This window comes from Kitasatospora sp. NPDC114501, from assembly GCF_055633695.1.
The window spans coordinates 89,390-105,102 of sequence record NZ_JBVKDS010000013.1; the positions used below are offsets into that span (position 1 = coordinate 89,390).

General features: G+C 72.5%; 7 protein-coding genes and 1 pseudogene. 3 read left to right on the plus strand and 5 right to left on the minus strand.

Annotated elements, in window-relative coordinates:
- Positions 1–112: 112 nt before the first annotated feature.
- Genes ACZ7RU_RS24310 through ACZ7RU_RS24320 form a run of 3 tightly spaced genes read right to left on the minus strand, consistent with a single transcriptional unit; the run spans position 113 to position 9,530 of the window.
- On the minus strand, positions 113–1,819 hold the full coding sequence (locus tag ACZ7RU_RS24310) for an acyl-CoA dehydrogenase (RefSeq protein WP_470343060.1): 1,707 nt from the start codon (positions 1,817–1,819) through the stop codon (positions 113–115).
- Positions 1,816–7,788, minus strand: coding sequence for a type I polyketide synthase (locus ACZ7RU_RS24315; RefSeq protein ID WP_470343061.1), 5,973 nt, complete (start codon positions 7,786–7,788; stop codon positions 1,816–1,818). Before ACZ7RU_RS24315 ends, ACZ7RU_RS24310 begins: the two co-directional genes overlap by 4 nt.
- On the minus strand, positions 7,785–9,530 hold the full coding sequence (locus tag ACZ7RU_RS24320) for a methyltransferase (RefSeq protein WP_470343062.1): 1,746 nt from the start codon (positions 9,528–9,530) through the stop codon (positions 7,785–7,787). The genes ACZ7RU_RS24315 and ACZ7RU_RS24320 overlap by 4 nt, the downstream gene beginning before the upstream one ends.
- Before the next feature lie 196 nt (positions 9,531–9,726).
- Between ACZ7RU_RS24320 and ACZ7RU_RS24325 the strand changes: the two genes are divergently transcribed.
- Positions 9,727–10,296, plus strand: a complete 570-nt coding sequence (locus ACZ7RU_RS24325) for an EF-hand domain-containing protein (protein ID WP_470343063.1) — start codon at positions 9,727–9,729, stop codon at positions 10,294–10,296.
- Between the two features lie 234 nt (positions 10,297–10,530).
- Here ACZ7RU_RS24325 and ACZ7RU_RS24330 read toward each other — a convergent pair whose 3' ends face one another.
- Positions 10,531–12,252: a hypothetical protein gene (locus ACZ7RU_RS24330; protein ID WP_470343064.1), complete on the minus strand. Its 1,722-nt coding sequence runs from the start codon at positions 12,250–12,252 to the stop codon at positions 10,531–10,533.
- A gap of 465 nt (positions 12,253–12,717) precedes the next feature.
- On the opposite strand from ACZ7RU_RS24330, the pseudogene ACZ7RU_RS24335 reads away from it, so the two are divergent.
- Positions 12,718–12,861 (plus strand): annotated as a pseudogene (locus tag ACZ7RU_RS24335) (IS481 family transposase); the annotation flags it as partial.
- Between the two features lie 166 nt (positions 12,862–13,027).
- Here ACZ7RU_RS24335 and ACZ7RU_RS24340 read toward each other — a convergent pair.
- Positions 13,028–13,429 carry a MerR family transcriptional regulator gene (locus tag ACZ7RU_RS24340; RefSeq protein WP_470343179.1) on the minus strand — a complete coding sequence of 134 codons (402 nt, stop codon included), beginning with the start codon at positions 13,427–13,429 and terminating at the stop codon, positions 13,028–13,030.
- Between the two features lie 430 nt (positions 13,430–13,859).
- Here ACZ7RU_RS24340 and ACZ7RU_RS24345 point away from each other — a divergent pair, with 430 nt between their 5' ends.
- Positions 13,860–15,365, plus strand: coding sequence for a SulP family inorganic anion transporter (locus ACZ7RU_RS24345; RefSeq protein ID WP_470343065.1), 1,506 nt, complete (start codon positions 13,860–13,862; stop codon positions 15,363–15,365).
- Positions 15,366–15,713 lie beyond the last annotated feature (348 nt).

Below are 15,713 nucleotides of genomic sequence, written 5' to 3' on the forward strand. Positions count from 1 at the left end.
TGTGTGCGGCGGCTCTCAGCGCTCGTTCGGCGGGAGTCGAGACCGCCACGGCAGATCCAACGGGCACGGCGGCCGGCGGAAACGAGTTCGACGTTCCGTGGGGGCGATCAGGTTACGGGTGGAGTGGTCCGGGCAGGATCGCGTCGGGTACCTGGAGCAGCTCGGTGAGGGCCTGGGCGTGGGGGGCCAGGCGGCGGCACGTCTGGTCGGCTTGCTCCGGCAGAGCGAGTACCTGCTGCGCGGTGAGCAGGCCGTGGGCGAGGTACCAGCCGCTGTGGGCGTCGATCTGTTCCAGGCAGTGCAGCTGGTACAGGTCGGCGAGCAGTGCATGAGCCGGAGCGGGAAGCAGGGTCGGGGTGTGCCACTTCTCGTGCAGGGTCTCGGCGGTGGTGCGCGCCGCGTGGGCCAGGGCGAAGCGCTGGGCCAGCTCGGTCCGCTCGTTCCAGAGGTCGAAGGTGACGGCGCTGTCCGCGGGCCTGGGCAGGTGGGCGGTGAGTTCGGTGTGCAGGAGCCGTTCGCGGGCGCGGAGCAGCCGGGTGTGGTCGTCCGGTGCCAAGTTCTCGTCCGGCGGCTGGTAGTCCGGTCCGGTGGCCATGGTCCAGGCGGCGTCCAGCAGGATCATCCGGTTGTCTCCGCCCGCGGAGGCGTATGCCTGGGTGAAGGACTGGTAGCAGCCGAGGCGGCTGAGTGAGAAGAAGGCGGCTGTGCCGCCGGCGGAGCGGCAGCGGGTCACCGCCGCGTCGGCGAGGAGGTCGGTGGTGACCTTGGCCAGGGCCAGCTCGCGCATGACGGATCCGTCCGGGCCGCTGCCGCGCCCGCCGCCCGGCGGGATGTGCCAACTGCGGCGGGTGGCCCGGTGGGCGACGGCGGTGGCCGCGAGGGCCTGGGCGGTGGCGCCGAACAGCAGGCGCTGCTGGCCCAGGTGGTTCAGGGCAGGGATCCGGCCGGCCAGGCGGTCGGCGGTCCGGCGGTGGCGGGCGTGGGTGAGGGCGAGTGCTGCGCTGCCCCGGGCCACTGCCGCAAGTCCTGCGCTGAGCGCGCCCCAGCAGAAGCGGGCCATGCCCAGGCTGCGCCGGGTGCGGGCGTCGGCGGTTTCCAGCGGGTCGTGGAAGGACCCGTCCTCGGCGATCCACGCTCCGTCGGCGAGCCAGCGGGCGTGGGGAACGCGGACCTGGTCGAAGCGGACGGTGGCGTAGTCCATGGGCAGCTGTGCGACGGGTGGGAGGGCTTCGATGGCGACTCCCGGGCAGGGGCCGTCCTGGTCACGTAAGGCGACGAGGAACAGTGCGGTTCCGCGGTCGGTCCCGGCGGTGAGGAGCCTGGCGCTGACGACGGCCAGGCGCGCATAGCCGTCCAGGCCGACGTTGGCTGGGCCCTTGGCGGCCTCAGGTGTCGGGGTGTGCAGCACGAAGTCACCGCGCGCGGGGTCGTAGCGGGCCTCGGTGCGGACGGCCGAGCTGCTGTTGCCGCAGCCGGTCTCGTTCATCAGGGCGGCGCCGATCCACTCCACTGAGGCGAGGGCTGCCACGTCCTCTTGGCAGGCGCCCTGGTCGAGCGCGGTGCCGATCGTCATGCAGTGGTGGAGGAACATCGTGTGGAACAGCCGTGGATCGCTGATCGCGCACAGCTCCAGCAGCGAGCGCAGCCTGAGCCGGTCGGCGATCAGGGGCTGCTTCTCGTCCAACAGGGTTTGAAGGTGGCGCAGGCCCTCGTACGGTGCCGCCGGCCACGGCCGGTCGCCCGTCGGGGTGGGCGTGGCGAGCAGGGAACGGATGAACAGCTGGGCGAGATCGCCGTCGGACGGGGTGGTCGTGGTCACTGGGCTTCTCCAGGAAGCGGACGGGCGGCGGTGGTCAGGTGGGGTGAGGCGGCCTGGGGCCCCGGACCGGGGGCGGGGTCCCAGCTGCCGATCGCCTCCGCAAGCGCGGGGGCGTGGTGGGTGAGCATCGTGAAATGGTCGCCGGGGACGTCGACCAGGGTGTGCGGCAGCTGCCACGCTGTGGCCGCCAGGCCGTTGGCGGCGAGGGACTCGGTGGGATCTTGTGCGCGCAGCAGCAGGGAGGGGGTGGTGACGGGGGCCGGTCGCCGGCCTGCCAGCAGGCGCAGGTACGCGCCTGCGGCGGTGAGCCGGTCGGTGTCGATGCCGGACGAGGCGAGGGCCTGGGCGGCGGTGTGTTCCAGGACGCGCGGCAGCAGTCGGTGCAGCAGCGTGTCGTCGGGCCAGGGGGTGTCCAGCAGGACGAGTCCGAGCGCGGGTCGGCCGAGACCTTCGAGCCTGGCCGCGACCGCGTGCGCGACCAGCCCACCGGAGGAGTACCCGCAGAGCAGGAACCGCCCGGGCCCGGCGTGCCGCCGCAGTGCGGCCACGTGCGCGCCGGCCAAGGCGTCGAGATCGGCCGGGAGCAGCCGGCCCGGCTCGACGCCGGGCTGGGCGAGCACCTGCACCTCGCGGACACCGCGAAATGCCGCGGCGAGCGCCGTGTACTCGTGGGCGCCGGAGGTGGGAAGCAGGGACGGGAAGCAGAACAGGGCGGGTCGTGCGGCGGCTGGTGCGAGGCGGGTCACCTCGGACGCGTGGTCGCCGGCGTGGGCGGCCGTGAACGTCGGGCGGAGCTTGGATGCCGCGCCGATCAGCTCGGCGGCGACCGTCCCCCGTCCGGTTCGGCAGGCGTGCAGGTAGAGGGCGTCGAGTGTGTGCGGCGGCTCCGTGCCGGGGGCTGCGGGTACGACGCTGCGGGCGTCCGTGTCCTGCCGCAGGCTCCGCAGGTGGGCGGCGAGGGCGCGGGGCGTGCGGTGGTCCAGGACGACCGCTGCGGGCAGGGACAGGTGGAGCAGGCCGGCCAGGCGGGTGCGCAGTTCGACGGCTGTCAGCGACGTCGTGCCCAGGGCGGCGAACGCCTCGTCCGGTCCGATGCGGGTGCCGTCGCGGTAGCCGAGGACGATCGCGGCCTGCTCGCGGACCAACGCCAGCAGGTCCGCTTCGTCGGGCCGGGCGGGCGCGTCCGCCTGCTGGACGGCGGTGACCGCAGTCGCGGGGCGCCGGCGGGGTGAGGAGGGGGTGGTGAGCCAGTAGTGCTCGCGCTGGAACGGGTAGGTCGGCAGGTCGGTGTGCTGCGCCTGGGGGACGGCGAACAGGGTGGGCCAGGAGATGGGCGCCCCGTTGGTGTAGGCCTGCGCGGCCGAGAGCAGGAAACGGCGTAGTCCGCCCTCGCCGCGGCGTAGGGTGCCTACTCCGGTGGCCGTCCGGCCGGTTTGTTCGGCGGTCTCCAGGATCGCGTGGGTGAGTACGGGGTGCGGGCTGATCTCGATGAAGTGGCGGCTGCCTGTGCTGAGCAGGGCGCGGATCGCGGCGCCGAACTCGACCGGGTGGCGCAGGTTCTGGTACCAGTACCGGGCGGTCAGGGTGGTGGTGTCCAGGGGGCCGGGGGCGAGGGTGGAGTAGAACGGCACCTCGGCCGACCGGGGTCGCAGCCCACTGAGGCCGTTCGTCAGGCGGGCCTCGGCGGGTTCCATCGCGGGGCAGTGGGAGGCGTAGTCGACGGCCAGCATGCTGGCGCGTACGGTGCGCCGGTCGAGTTCTGCGACCAGCTGGGTCACGGCGTCGGCGGTGCCGGAGACCACGGTCGAGCGGGGGCCGTTGTCCGCCGCCAGCCAGACCTGGCCCGGGTACCGGGCCAGGTGGTGGTCGAGTTCGCCGCGGGGCAGTGCGACGGCTGCCATGCGCCCGCCGGACAGTGCGTTGACCGCTTTCGCTCGCTGGGCCACCACCTTGGCGGCTTCGTCGAGGGTCAACGCGCCGCAGACGTGGGCGGCGGCGATCTCGCCCTGGCTGTGTCCGACCACGGCGTGCGGGCGCACGCCGAGATGGGCCCACAGTTCGGCGAGGGCGACCATCACGGCGAACAGGCAGGTTTGCGCCACTTCGACCTGCTCCAGCCCTGGTTGGCGGGCGGCCCCGCGCAGGACGGCACGTACGGACCAGTCGACGTGCGGTGCGAGGGCCTCGTCGCAGGCGGCCATGGCGTCGGCGAACACGTCGGACTCGGCGAGCAGGTCAGCTGCCATGCCTTGCCACTGCGCGCCCTGCCCGGGGAAGACGAAGACGGTGCGGCCCGCCGGGCGGGCCAGCCCCGTGACCGCGTCGGCGGACAGGGTGCCGTCGGCGAGTGAACGCAGGCCCGCGGCTGCCTCGGCGGGCTCGCGCGCGATGACGACCGCGCGGTGCTCGAACGCCGTCCTGGTCGTGGCCAGGGCCCGGGCCGCCGCGTGTGACTGGGCGCCGGTGGCGTGCGGCACGAGGCGGGCGGCGAGTTCGCGCAGGGCGGGTGCGCTGCGGGCGGACAGCACCCAGGGCATCCAGGGCGCCGGCTGTCCGCCGATCGGGGCCTGTCCGCAGGCCCGATCGCTGCCGGTGTTCTCGCACGCTGTCGGGGTGAGCGGCTCCGTCTGCGGCTTGGGCGCTTCTTCGAGGATGACGTGGGCGTTGGTTCCGCCGATGCCGAAGGCCGATACCCCGGCGCGGCGAACGCCCTGCGACGGTGGCCACGGCTCGGATTGCGGCAGCAGCCGAAGAGCGCCGCCGTGGTTGCCGCCGCAGGGGTGGAGGGTGTGCGTGTGCGGGGTGCGGGGCAGCTGGCCGTGGCGTAGCGCCAGCACCGTCTTGATGACTCCCGCCATGCCGGCGGCCGCCTGGGTGTGGCCGATGTTCGCCTTGACGGATCCCAGCCGCAGTGGGCGCGCCGGGTCGCGGCCGGGCCCGAAGACGGCGTACAGCGCCTCGGCCTCGATCCGGTCGCCGAGCGGTGTGCCGGTGCCGTGGGCCTCGATGACATCGATCTGGCCGGGCTCCAACCGGGCATCGGCCAGGGCTCGGCGGATCAGCTGTTGCTGGGCGAGCCCGTTGGGGGCGGTCAGGCCGTTGCTCGCCCCGTCCTGGTTGACGGCAGTCGCGGCCAGGACGGCGAGGACCGGGTGCCCGTTGCGCTTGGCCCGGGACAGTCGCTCCAGTACCAGGACGGCAACTCCCTCTCCCCACGCCGTGCCGTCCGCGGTGGCCGAGAACGCCTTGCAGCGCCCGTCCGGGGCAAGTGCGCCCTGGCGGCTGAAGTCGACGAAGGAGACCGGGGAGGCCATCACGGTGGCTCCTGCGGCCAGCGCCAGTGAGCACTCGCCCCGGCGCAGCGACTGGGCGGCCAGGTGCATGGCGACCAGGGAGGAGGAGCAGGCGGTGTCGAGGGCCAGGGCGGGGCCGGTGAGGCCGAGGGTGTAGGAGATCCGCCCGGCGGCGACGCTCGCGGCGTTGCCGGTGAGCAGTAGGCCGTCGAAGAGCTCGGGGGCTTCGGTGAGGCGGGGAGCGTAGTCGCCGGCCATCTGGCCGACGAACACGCCCGTGTCGGATCCGCGCAGCGCGGTGGGGTCCAGCCCGGCCCGTTCCAGGGCTTCCCAGGCGGTCTCCAGCAGCAGCCGCTGCTGCGGGTCCATCGCCAGCGCCTCGCGCGGTGAGATGTCGAAGAACGCGGCGTCGAACTCGTCGGCGCCGGTCAGGAAGTGGCCGAGGTGGGTGCTGGAACGGCCTGGACGGGAGGGGTGCGGATGCCGCAGCCGCTCCAGATCCCAGCCACGGTCGGTGGGGAAAGGGCCCGCCGTGTCGGCGCCGTCCACCAGGAGCTGCCACAGGTCCTCGGGGGTGGTGACACCGCCGGGGAACCGGCAGCCGATTCCCACGACAGCGATCGGGTCGTCCAGGTCCCCGGCCTCGGTGGCCCGCGACGGGGCCGTTTCGAGGGCCGGCGCCGTCGTAGCGGCCGGGTGGTCTCCGGGCGTCTCGTCACGGTGGGCGGTGGCGAGCGCTGCCAGGTGGCGGGCCAGTGCCTCGGGGGTGGGGTGGTCGAAGGCCACGGTGGTCGCCAGTGCGAGCCGGGTCGAGCGAGCCAGGGCCAGCGCCAGGCGCACCGCGCCGAGCGAGTCCACACCCAGTGCGCGGAACGACAGCCGGTCGGTCTCCGGCCGGACGGCGTGGGCCGGGAGCAGTTCGGCGAGGTGCTCGTGGACCGACGCCAGAGCCGCACGGGCCTGTTCGGCTGCGGGCAGGGCGGCCAGCCGGGTCCGCCACTGGTCCGCCCCCGCCGACCGGTGTGCCGTGTCGGCGGTCAGGAGCGCGGCCAGCCGCCCGCGGGCCACCTTTCCGGTGGGCGTGAGCGGCAGCTCGTCGACGAGGACCAGTTCCAGCGGCTGCTGGTACTCCGCCACGCCCTTGGCTACCAGATGGGCGCGCACCGCCGCCAGATCGACGCTCGCGCCGGGACGCGGGGAGGCGACCAGGCACGGGTACTGCCCCAGCCGGGCGTCGGTGCGCGGGACGAGGGCCGCGGCGGCCAGCTGCGGGATGTCGCTGAGCAGGGCCTCGACGGTGGAGGCACTGAACTTCAGGCCGCCGACGCTGATCACCTCCACGTCACGCCCGTGGAAGGCGAAGGTGCCGTCCGGTTGGCGGCTGGCCAGGTCCCCGGTGCGCAGCCAGCCGTCCGGGGTGAAGGCAGCCTCGGTGGCCTGCGGGTCCCCCAGGTAGCCGCGGAACAGGTGCGGGCCGCGGTACTGCAGTTCGCCGACCTGGCCGACGGGGGAGCTTCGCCCGGCCTCGTCCACCACGCGTGCGCTGGAGCCGGCGATCGGCCGGCCGATGCTGCGTGCGGAGGCCTGCGGCGCATCGTCCGGGCCGGTCATGGTGCCCGCGCCGAGCTCGGACATGCCCCATTGGACGACTGTCGCCGCCCCGGTCAGGCTTCGCACCTCGCTCACCAGCGAGCCGGGCACCGCCGCACCGCCGGTGCGCACCTCACGCAGCTCAAGACGCCCGCGTGACCCTGAAGCACCAAGGCATTGGACGAGGTCCCGTAGCTGGGCCGGCACCGCGAACAGCACGCTCGCCCCGGCGGGCCCCGCCAGGCCCAGAAAGGCCTCGGCATCCCAGCGCGGCAGCAGCGCCTGCCGCGCGCCGGTGAGGACGGCCCGGTGGACCGAGAGCAGCCCGAACAAGTGGGTGAAGGGGCTGGCGCTGACGATGGTGTCACCGGCGCTCGCACGTCCGCCCTCCGCCACCACCTGGGCGTTCGACACCAGCGCGCCGTGGCTGTGCAGGCAGAGCTTCGGCCGGCCGGAGACGGTCCCCGACGACGGCAGCACCACGAACGGCAGCTCGGGGTCCACCACGATGGGATCAGGCCGCGCGCCCCGGTACTCGCGCAGCAGCGCCTCCACGGTCCCGAACGCCACCGCCCGGGCACCACCGTGCGCATCCTGCGGCGCCTGGCTCACACCTCCGACGGTCAGCACCCACTCCAGCGAGCCTGGCCCCACCGGCGAGCCGCCGTCGAGCACTGCCGCGTGTGCTGCGCCATGCTCGGCCGCCACAATCAGGCCACGGGCCTTCGCGCGTGACAGCAGTGCGGCCACGTCGGCCCTTCCGTAGGCCATGTGCAGCGGCAGAAGGACAGCGCCGAGCTGTGCCAGGGCGACGTGGGCGACCAGGAACGCCCAGGAGTTCGGGAGCTGGACGGCCACCACATCACCGGGGCCGGTGCCCAGGCGCTGCAGTCCGCAGGCCAGTGCACCGGATTCGGCACTCCACCGGGTCCAGGACAGCGGTTGCCCGCTGCCGACGACGGCCGCGGTGTCGCCGAAGGTCTCGACCGCCGCGTCGAACACCTCGCCAAGGGTCCGGTAGTGCTCCCGCTTCGCAGGAAGGAGGGCGTGGGTCAGGTAGTCGTCGACCGAGATCGCCGGACTCATCGTGCCCGGCCCGGTGCCGGCGCCCGGAGCGGGGACGGTCCGCGCCGACGGGCAGTCAGGAGGCTGGCGTCCAGAGGAAGTCCGCTGACCTGGACCAGGTCGAACCCGGCCGCGTCCAGCAGCTGCTCGTACTCCTTGGCGCTGCGTTCCCGTCCGCCCACGTTGCACAGCATGTGCAGATCCCACCGCGCCGCCAGCGAAGCCTTCCCGTGGCCGGGCAGCAGACGCTCCACCAGGAGCAGCCGCGCACCGGCGTCCATGGCCTGCGCGCACCGGCGAAGGATCGCCGCGCACCTGTCGTCGTCCCAGTCGTGCAGGACCCGCGCCAGCACGTACACGTCCCCGCCCGCGGGGAGGGCCTGGGTGAAGTCGCCGGCCACGAGGTCGCAGCGCTCGGCGCACCCGGCCTCGGCGAGCCGCTCGCGGGCCCGCTCCAGTACGTGCTCCCGCTCCAGCAGTACACCGCGCAGGTGGGGCGCGCTCCTCAGAATCCGGCTCAGAAGCTCACCGCTGCCGCCGGCGACGTCCACCACCACCCGGTCGGCGGAGAAGTCGACAAGGCCGGTGATCGGCTCGAACATCGGCGAACTGGCGGCCATCGCGGCGTCGAACAGCGCTGCCGCCTCGGGATGCGCGGCGAAGTAGTCGAAGTGAGGTTGGCCGAACACCACCTCGAACGCCTCGTGTCCGGTACGCACCGCGTGGGCCAGGGCGGCGAACGACTGGTAGAACAGCCCGCCGTACAGCAGCGCGAGCGGGCGCAGTGAGTGGCGTGCATCGCGGCGAAGCGTTTCTCCAAGCGGTGTCAGCTCGTAGGAGGCGCCGGCCGGCGCCACCACGCCGACGGCTGCCAGGTAGCGCAGCAGACGCGCCAGGCCCTCCCGGTCGACGCCGAGGCGACCGGCCACCGTCTCCACCGGGTCGGGCACCCGCCCCGCGCCCGGCTGGGGCAAGTGGTCGGCCAGCCCCAGTTCGGCCGCCACCGCGATCGCCTGTGTCGTCCACGCCCCGGTCATCAGCCCGAGCAGCCCGGTCGCCGGATCCTCCGCCCCCTGGCCCCGGTGCCGGGACAGGACCAGCGGGTGGTGGCCGTCCACCCGCAGCTCCAGCCGGTGCCACCCGCCGCCCGCAGCATCGATCCCGGTGCTGCGGAAGTACAGCACCGTGCAGTCCTCGTGCGCGTTGTAGCCGCCGCCGTCGGACCTCAGTGCGCCGCTGTCGGCCACCAGTGCACGCAGCCCCGCCACGACAACGTCGTCTCCGGTGGTGACCTGCAACGCGACGTGGGACTCGTGGCGCAGCGCCCGCTCACGTACCGCGATCGCGGACAGGTCAGAACCCGGCGGCACCTCCAGGGCGAACAGCTCGACCATCCGTGGTCCGCGGTCGCCGGCCGGCAGACGGACGTGCACGATCACGACGTCCAGAGCGTCGACGGGTACCCCGTAGCGACGGCTGAGCCGCTCCCGCACCACCACGCTCGGCCGGGGTTCGTCGACAGTCAGCCCGCGCGCACGCAGGGCGGCCGTCATGGCCTGGACCGAGGCTGGGAAGACCAGGACCGCTGCGTGGGCCACCTGGCAGTGCGAGGCCAGCGAAGTCCGCTGGCGGGGAGACAGTTGGGGGGCCAGGTGTGCCAGGACGCTGCTCGTGTCCGCCTCGTGGATGTAACGCAGAGCATCCTCGATCAACACCTGATCAGCGCGTTCGACCTCGACCGGCCAGGCCTGCCCCACTGTCACCCTTGCTCCCCTTCGACCCGGCGGCTCCCTCCCACCCCCTGTCCAACGAGCCATCGAGCAGACGGACACGGAAATGATCTGCAGCGAGCGGCGGTCGGCCCCCGAAAAGGCACGAGAGGAGTGTCCATCCCCCCGGCAGCTCGTTGTGCCGGTGACGGCTCTGCGCTGTGGACTACAGCTGACACAAGGAGAACCAGTGTCCGATGACCTGTTGATCGCCAAGATCAGCTACGGCTTCGATCATCTCGACGCCGACGGAGACGGCCGCCTCACCGAAGACGATCACGTCCTCATGGGGCGGTCGTCAGCTCGTTCCCTCGGCCATGCGGAGGGTTCAACGCAGGAAGCCGGGATCATCGCGGCGTACGTCGCCATCTGGCGGGACCTGCACCTGCCCACACTCCCGCCGGGAACCGAGGCCATCAGCCGTGCGGAGTTCATCGGCAGTACGGCGACCCTCGCCGACGATCCGGCCGCCGCGCAGGCCACGGTCGGAGCTCTCGCCAAGGCGTTCCTGTCCATCGCGGACGCCGACGGCGACGGCCGGGTCACTCCCGAGGAGTTCTTCACCTTCCAGCGCGGGCACTTCCCCAACCTGGAACGCGCGGCAGCGGATGAGGCCTTCCGCCACCTCGACCGGGACGGCAACGGCACGCTCTCCGCGGAGGAGTTCATCACCGCGGCGATCGAGTACTGGAGCAGCCGTGATCCCCAGGCCCCGGGGAACTGGTGGGCCGGCAACCCCGCTCTGGCCGGTACCGCCTGACACGCCGGCCTGCGCGCAGTCGTCCACGGACAGGCATGGTCCGTGGACGACTTCGCGGTAGACCGCGCCGACTGGGGGCTGTAGGGGGTCAGGGGCCGGTGGCAGAGCGTCTATGGACCCGGCGGCAACGGCCGCAGTGCCGTGAGGCCGCGGCCGGAGCGGTAGCCGATGGCCGCGGCCTGGGTGCCGTTGCCGCGGCCCCCGCAGCTGGTACCGCGGGGAAGCTGGGGCGGTTCAGTGGCTGCGGTCGGCGGCGACCAGGTCGGGCTGGGCCTCGATCAGGCTGCCCGCCCCGATGGCGAACCAGATGCCGTGCCACCACTGCTCCATCACCAGTGCCACCACGGCCGCGGCGTAGTCGGGCGAGAAGCCGGTGACGTGACCGCTGCGGACGACTGCGGCGAAGTGGTCGCAGTAGGTGCGGTCCATGTGGCGCAGGAACGTATCTGCGTCGATGCGGCCGTCGCGGAGCAGCAGCGGGACGACCAAGCCGTACTCGACCAGCAGCATCGGCAGCACGCCGCCCTCGACGCCGTCGGCCAGGGCCTTGTGCACGTCGAGCTCGCCCCGGTGCCGGGCGCCGTCGACCAGCACGTCGTACCGTAGTGGCCGGCGCGGCGCCGTGACACGGTCGGCCCCTGACGGTGTGCTCGGGACGAGCGATGGTGTGTAGCAGTCGGCGAGCTGCCCGGCCGCGTACAGGTCGCGCCCGGCGGCGGCCTCGCACAGGTCGGGTGCGAGGGCGAAGTACCGCCAGAGGTCTTGCCGGTGGTTGCACATCTGCCACACGCAGGTGGCGACGGTGAGCGCGGCGGAGCTGTACCGGCCGCTCTTGACGTAGCCGCGCGGCGTCAGTTGTGCGTTCATCATCCACACGGTGCGCTCGTAGCAGTCGAGCAGGTCGTCCTGGACGATCGAGCCTCGGGTGAGGGCCAGTACGCTCTGCCCGCTCTCCTCGTGGCGGAGGTCCGGCCCGAGGTCGACCCAGTCGTTGACCAGGCCGGTGACCATCATGTCGTCGCGGCCCGCGGTGCCCGCGGGGAAGGACAGGTAGTGGCCGAAGATGCCGCTGTCGGACGCCTTGGAGTCCCGCCAGCTGTCGCGGTCGGCGTAGACCCAGGCTGACCGGCCGTCGGTGCGCGCGCCCTGGTGCTCCGCCTCGTTGCGGCGCTTGGTGTCGAAGTAGGCCATCTCGCAGGCCATGTGGAGACGGCGGGCCCGGAGTTCGGCCTCGAGCCCGGGCATGTCCCACAGCAGTTCCAGTTCCCGCACCGTCCGGCCGCCGTTCACCCGGTCGACGTTGTACTCGAAGTAGAACGCGTGGTCGAGCAGGGCGATGTAGTGCTGCCGCCAGTCCCGGTGGTCCGCGCTGAGCAGCGCCATCCACCAGCACCCCACGGCGATGTTCGGGTAGGCGGCGGCCCCGGCCAGGCCGAAGGTGTCGGTGACCGCCCGCCAGGGGGAGGCGGGGCAGGTGCCCAGCTTCGACTTGGTGGACCGTCCCGCGTTGGCGCCCGCCTGTCCGCGGGCGTGGATCTCGCCCACCCGGTCACGGCCGACCGCCACCCGGCGCAGCCCGACCCGGGCATCCGCAGCCCTGTTCTCGCGCACGTCGCGGACCTCCGCCAGCAGTCCGCGACCGGTCCGGGCCATCTCCGCGCAGGCCCGCGTCCACGGTGCGAACCGCTCCCCGAGGGCCGCCGGATCGGCCAGTGCCTCGGCCAGCCGGGCCTCCGGGTCGTACCGCCACCCCGGGCCGCCGCCCTGATGGCCGGCCTCCAGCTTCTGCCGCACGTCCTGCTGGTGACGGTCCACCGGGGAGCCGGCTCCGGCGGTCGGCACCCACAGGAACGACATCGGCATCGTGTCCAGGATCGGGCGGACCGTGCGGACCCCCGGTCGGTGCACCCGCACCGCCACCGGCGCCAGTTCCGTCGTCATTCCCTCGCGCAGCACTGCGACCACCCTTCGCATCACCGGCGCCCCGCATGCCTGCCGGACGGCGCCCGGGCCCCTGCCCGGCCAACACCCTGCCAGGCATACGGACTTCGGCCATCCGCTTCGCCGCTGGACAACACGGACGAGTGAGGCTCGCCGACGAAACCCGCCGGCATCAGTCGGTGCGGAGCCGTTGTCCGCAACGGGCCTGACCGGTCGTAACGCCCCACCGGCCGCCGTCCCGCCCCGCCCGGCAAGCCGACCTCAGCGACCACGGCGGACCAGCGTCACCGGCGTCACCGGCGAGCAGTACGCATCCTCGACAACGAACCCGCGATCACCGCCAACCCCAGGCGGGGCGACGAAGCCGCGCTGACGACAACGGACTTTCCCGCTTTCGCCGGGGACCGCCGGGGCATGCGGAGTCTGGCGCCGCATCTGGTCGCCAGAACCGAGCAGAAGGGGGAGGGCTTGATGCGGGTCGGTGCCGTCGGCGACGACATCGGCGTTCTCAACGACAAACTCCGGGAACGGGAGGACTACTACAACTTCCACCGCCCCCACGGCGCTCTCGGCGGCCGGACGCCCTACGAACGCCTCCAGCAGAAGACCGAGACCCACGTGTAACCGAGCTTCGGCACATGCACACCGGCTCCAAGTCGAAGGCCACCCTGCTCGCAGACGTCACCGAGCACCTGTGAGGGACGGGGTCGGCACCGCAGCGACTCTGCCTTCCGAGAGCAACGTGCGGCTGTCCCGGCGGCTCGGCGTGTTCGCCGAAGCACGGTCGGTGTCACGGCACCGGCGGGGGATCCCCGGCTGCACGCAGGCGGGCTTGCAGGGTGGCGGCGAAGTCCTCGGCGCGGGACAGCTGGACACGCAGGTCCGCGATACGGTCGGCGGCGGCCCGTTCGTAGCCGCGCACCCGCTCCAGCAGCTTCTCCCGCTCCGCAGCCTCGACGGCCTCGTCGGCGTCGAGGAGGTCGGTGGCCTCCAGCAGGTCGCGCATCTGGTCGAGGGTGAACCCGAGCGGTTTCATCCGGCGGATCACCATCAGGCGGGCGACGTCCCCCTCCGTGTAGAGACGGAATCCGCCTTGGGAGCGGGCGGAGGGCACCACCAGGCCCGCTTCCTCGTAGTGCCGGATCGTGCGCAGGGACAGCTCGGTGCGCGCGGCGACCTCGCCGATCTGCATGTGCTCGGATGCCACGCCCGTCGCCCTCGGCCTTCTCGTCCGTGCGGTGTCCCCGGGGCCCGACGACCCCAGCGATCTCTACCCTCACGTTAGGGTACAGTTCGGGAAGTGCGGGAGCGGCACCAGGATTGCCCTGCCCACCGCTCGGCCTGCCGTCGCGGCGGGCTGTCCGACCGTAGGGCCAACGAAGCTCCTCGGACCCGTTGAGCAGGAGAAACAGCGTGCGCATGCCCCAGGTGCTCCGCGCCGCCGCCTGTCCCCCGTGACGTACCGGACCACCGTGAGCTGACCGGCCCTGCGGGCCTCGCTCGCTTCTCGGACTTCCGCCCGCCACTTCGGGCGATCCGCGGGATGTCGCCGTCGGCATTCCGTGCCCTCTGTTCCGCGCGCCCTGCCGGCCGCGCCCGAGCACGACAGGTATCCACTTCCCTTGTCCACTGCCGCTGTCTCTCCCGCCGCGCGCCTGCGCGGCCTTCGCCCCGACTGGCTGAACAACCCGAAGGTCTGGCGCTCCGAGGTGCTGGCCGGCCTGGTGGTCGCGCTCGCGCTGATCCCGGAGGCGATCTCGTTCTCGATCATCGCCGGGGTCGAACCCGCAGTCGGCCTGTTCGCCTCGTTCACCATGGCCGTGACCATCTCGATCGTCGGCGGCCGCCGCGCGATGATCTCCGCCGCGACCGGCGCGGTCGCACTGGTCATCGGCCCGCTCAACCGCGCGCACGGCTTCGGCTACCTGGTCGCCGCCGTCATCCTGGCCGGCGCCATCCAGATCGCGCTCGGTGCGCTCGGCGTCGCGAAGCTGATGCGGTTCGTGCCGCGCTCGGTGATGGTCGGCTTCGTCAACGCCCTCGCCATCCTGATCTTCATGGCACAGGTCCCCGAGATGCACGACGTCCCGTGGCCGGTCTACCCGCTGATCATCGGCGGCCTCGCGCTCATGGTGTTCTTCCCCAGGCTCACGACGGTGATTCCGGCGCCGCTGGTCTCCATCGTCATCCTGACCGTCATCGCGGTCGCCGCCGGTATCGCGGTGCCGACGGTGGGTGACAAGGGCAAGCTGCCGTCCTCCCTGCCGGTGCCGGGCCTGCCCGACGTGCCGTTCACCCCGCACACCTTGACGATCATCGCTCCGTACGCGGTCGCGATGGCGCTGGTCGGGCTGATGGAGTCGCTGATGACCGCCAAGCTGGTCGACGACATCACCGACACTCGCTCGAACAAGACCCGCGAGTCGATCGGCCAGGGCGTCGCCAACATCGTCACCGGGTTCTTCGGCGGCATGGGCGGCTGCGCGATGATCGGCCAGACCATGATCAACGTCAAGGTGTCCGGCGCCCGTACCCGCCTGTCCACCTTCCTTGCGGGCGCGTTCCTGATGGTCCTGTGCATCGTCTTCGGTCCGATCGTCTCCGACATCCCCATGGCCGCCCTGGTCGCCGTCATGGTGATGGTGTCCTTCGCCACCTTCGACTGGCACTCCATCGCGCCGAAGACCCTCAAGCGGATGCCGGCCGGGGAGATCGCCGTCATGGTGATCACCGTCGCCTGCGTGGTCGCCACCTCCAACCTCGCCATCGGCGTCGTCGTCGGCTCCGTCACCGCGACGGTCATCTTCGCCAAGCGTGTCGCCCATCTCGCGCACGTCGCCGCCGTCACCGACCCCGACGGCGCGAGCGTGGTGTACCGGGTGACCGGGGAGCTGTTCTTCGCCTCCTCGAACGACCTCGTCGGACAGTTCGACTACGCCACCGACGCCGACAAGGTCGTCATCGACCTCACCGACGCCCACATCTGGGACGCCTCCTCCGTCGCCGCCCTCGACGCCGTCGAGACCAAGTACAAGCAGCGCGGCAAGAGCGTCGAGATCATCGGCCTCAACGACCCCAGCGCCGACCTCCACGGCAAGCTCAGCGGCGAACTCGCCGGCAGCCACTGACGCGCGGCGATGGGCCCGCCGGCGTCTCCGGGCGAAACCCCGACCACGGAAGCAGGAAGCCTCGAGCAGTGATCACATCAGCCGGGTAGGGAGTCCCATGCACAGGAGGCCGGTACGGGGAGCACCCGACGGCCGGCCGCCACGACGGCGACGGATGACACCGGTCCCGGGCACCGGCCGTAACGAGCTGACCCGGTCCGTCGACCGGGTACGCCGCCGTCTCGCGCCGGCCACTCCAGTGCTGCTGCTCGCAGCCCTGGGTCTCGCCGTCCTCGTGGCCCACGTGCACCATGCGGGCACGCAGTCCCACGCCCGGGGTCGGCGCGAGCACGTGCACCCGGTGGAAGC

Coding starts and splice junctions, on each gene's coding strand:
- ACZ7RU_RS24315 (WP_470343061.1), bottom strand. CDS start 7,788: ATGAGTCCGGCGATCTCGGTCGACGACTACCTGACCCACGCCCTCCTT.
- ACZ7RU_RS24340 (WP_470343179.1), bottom strand. CDS start 13,429: ATGCAGATCGGCGAGGTCGCCGCGCGCACCGAGCTGTCCCTGCGCACG.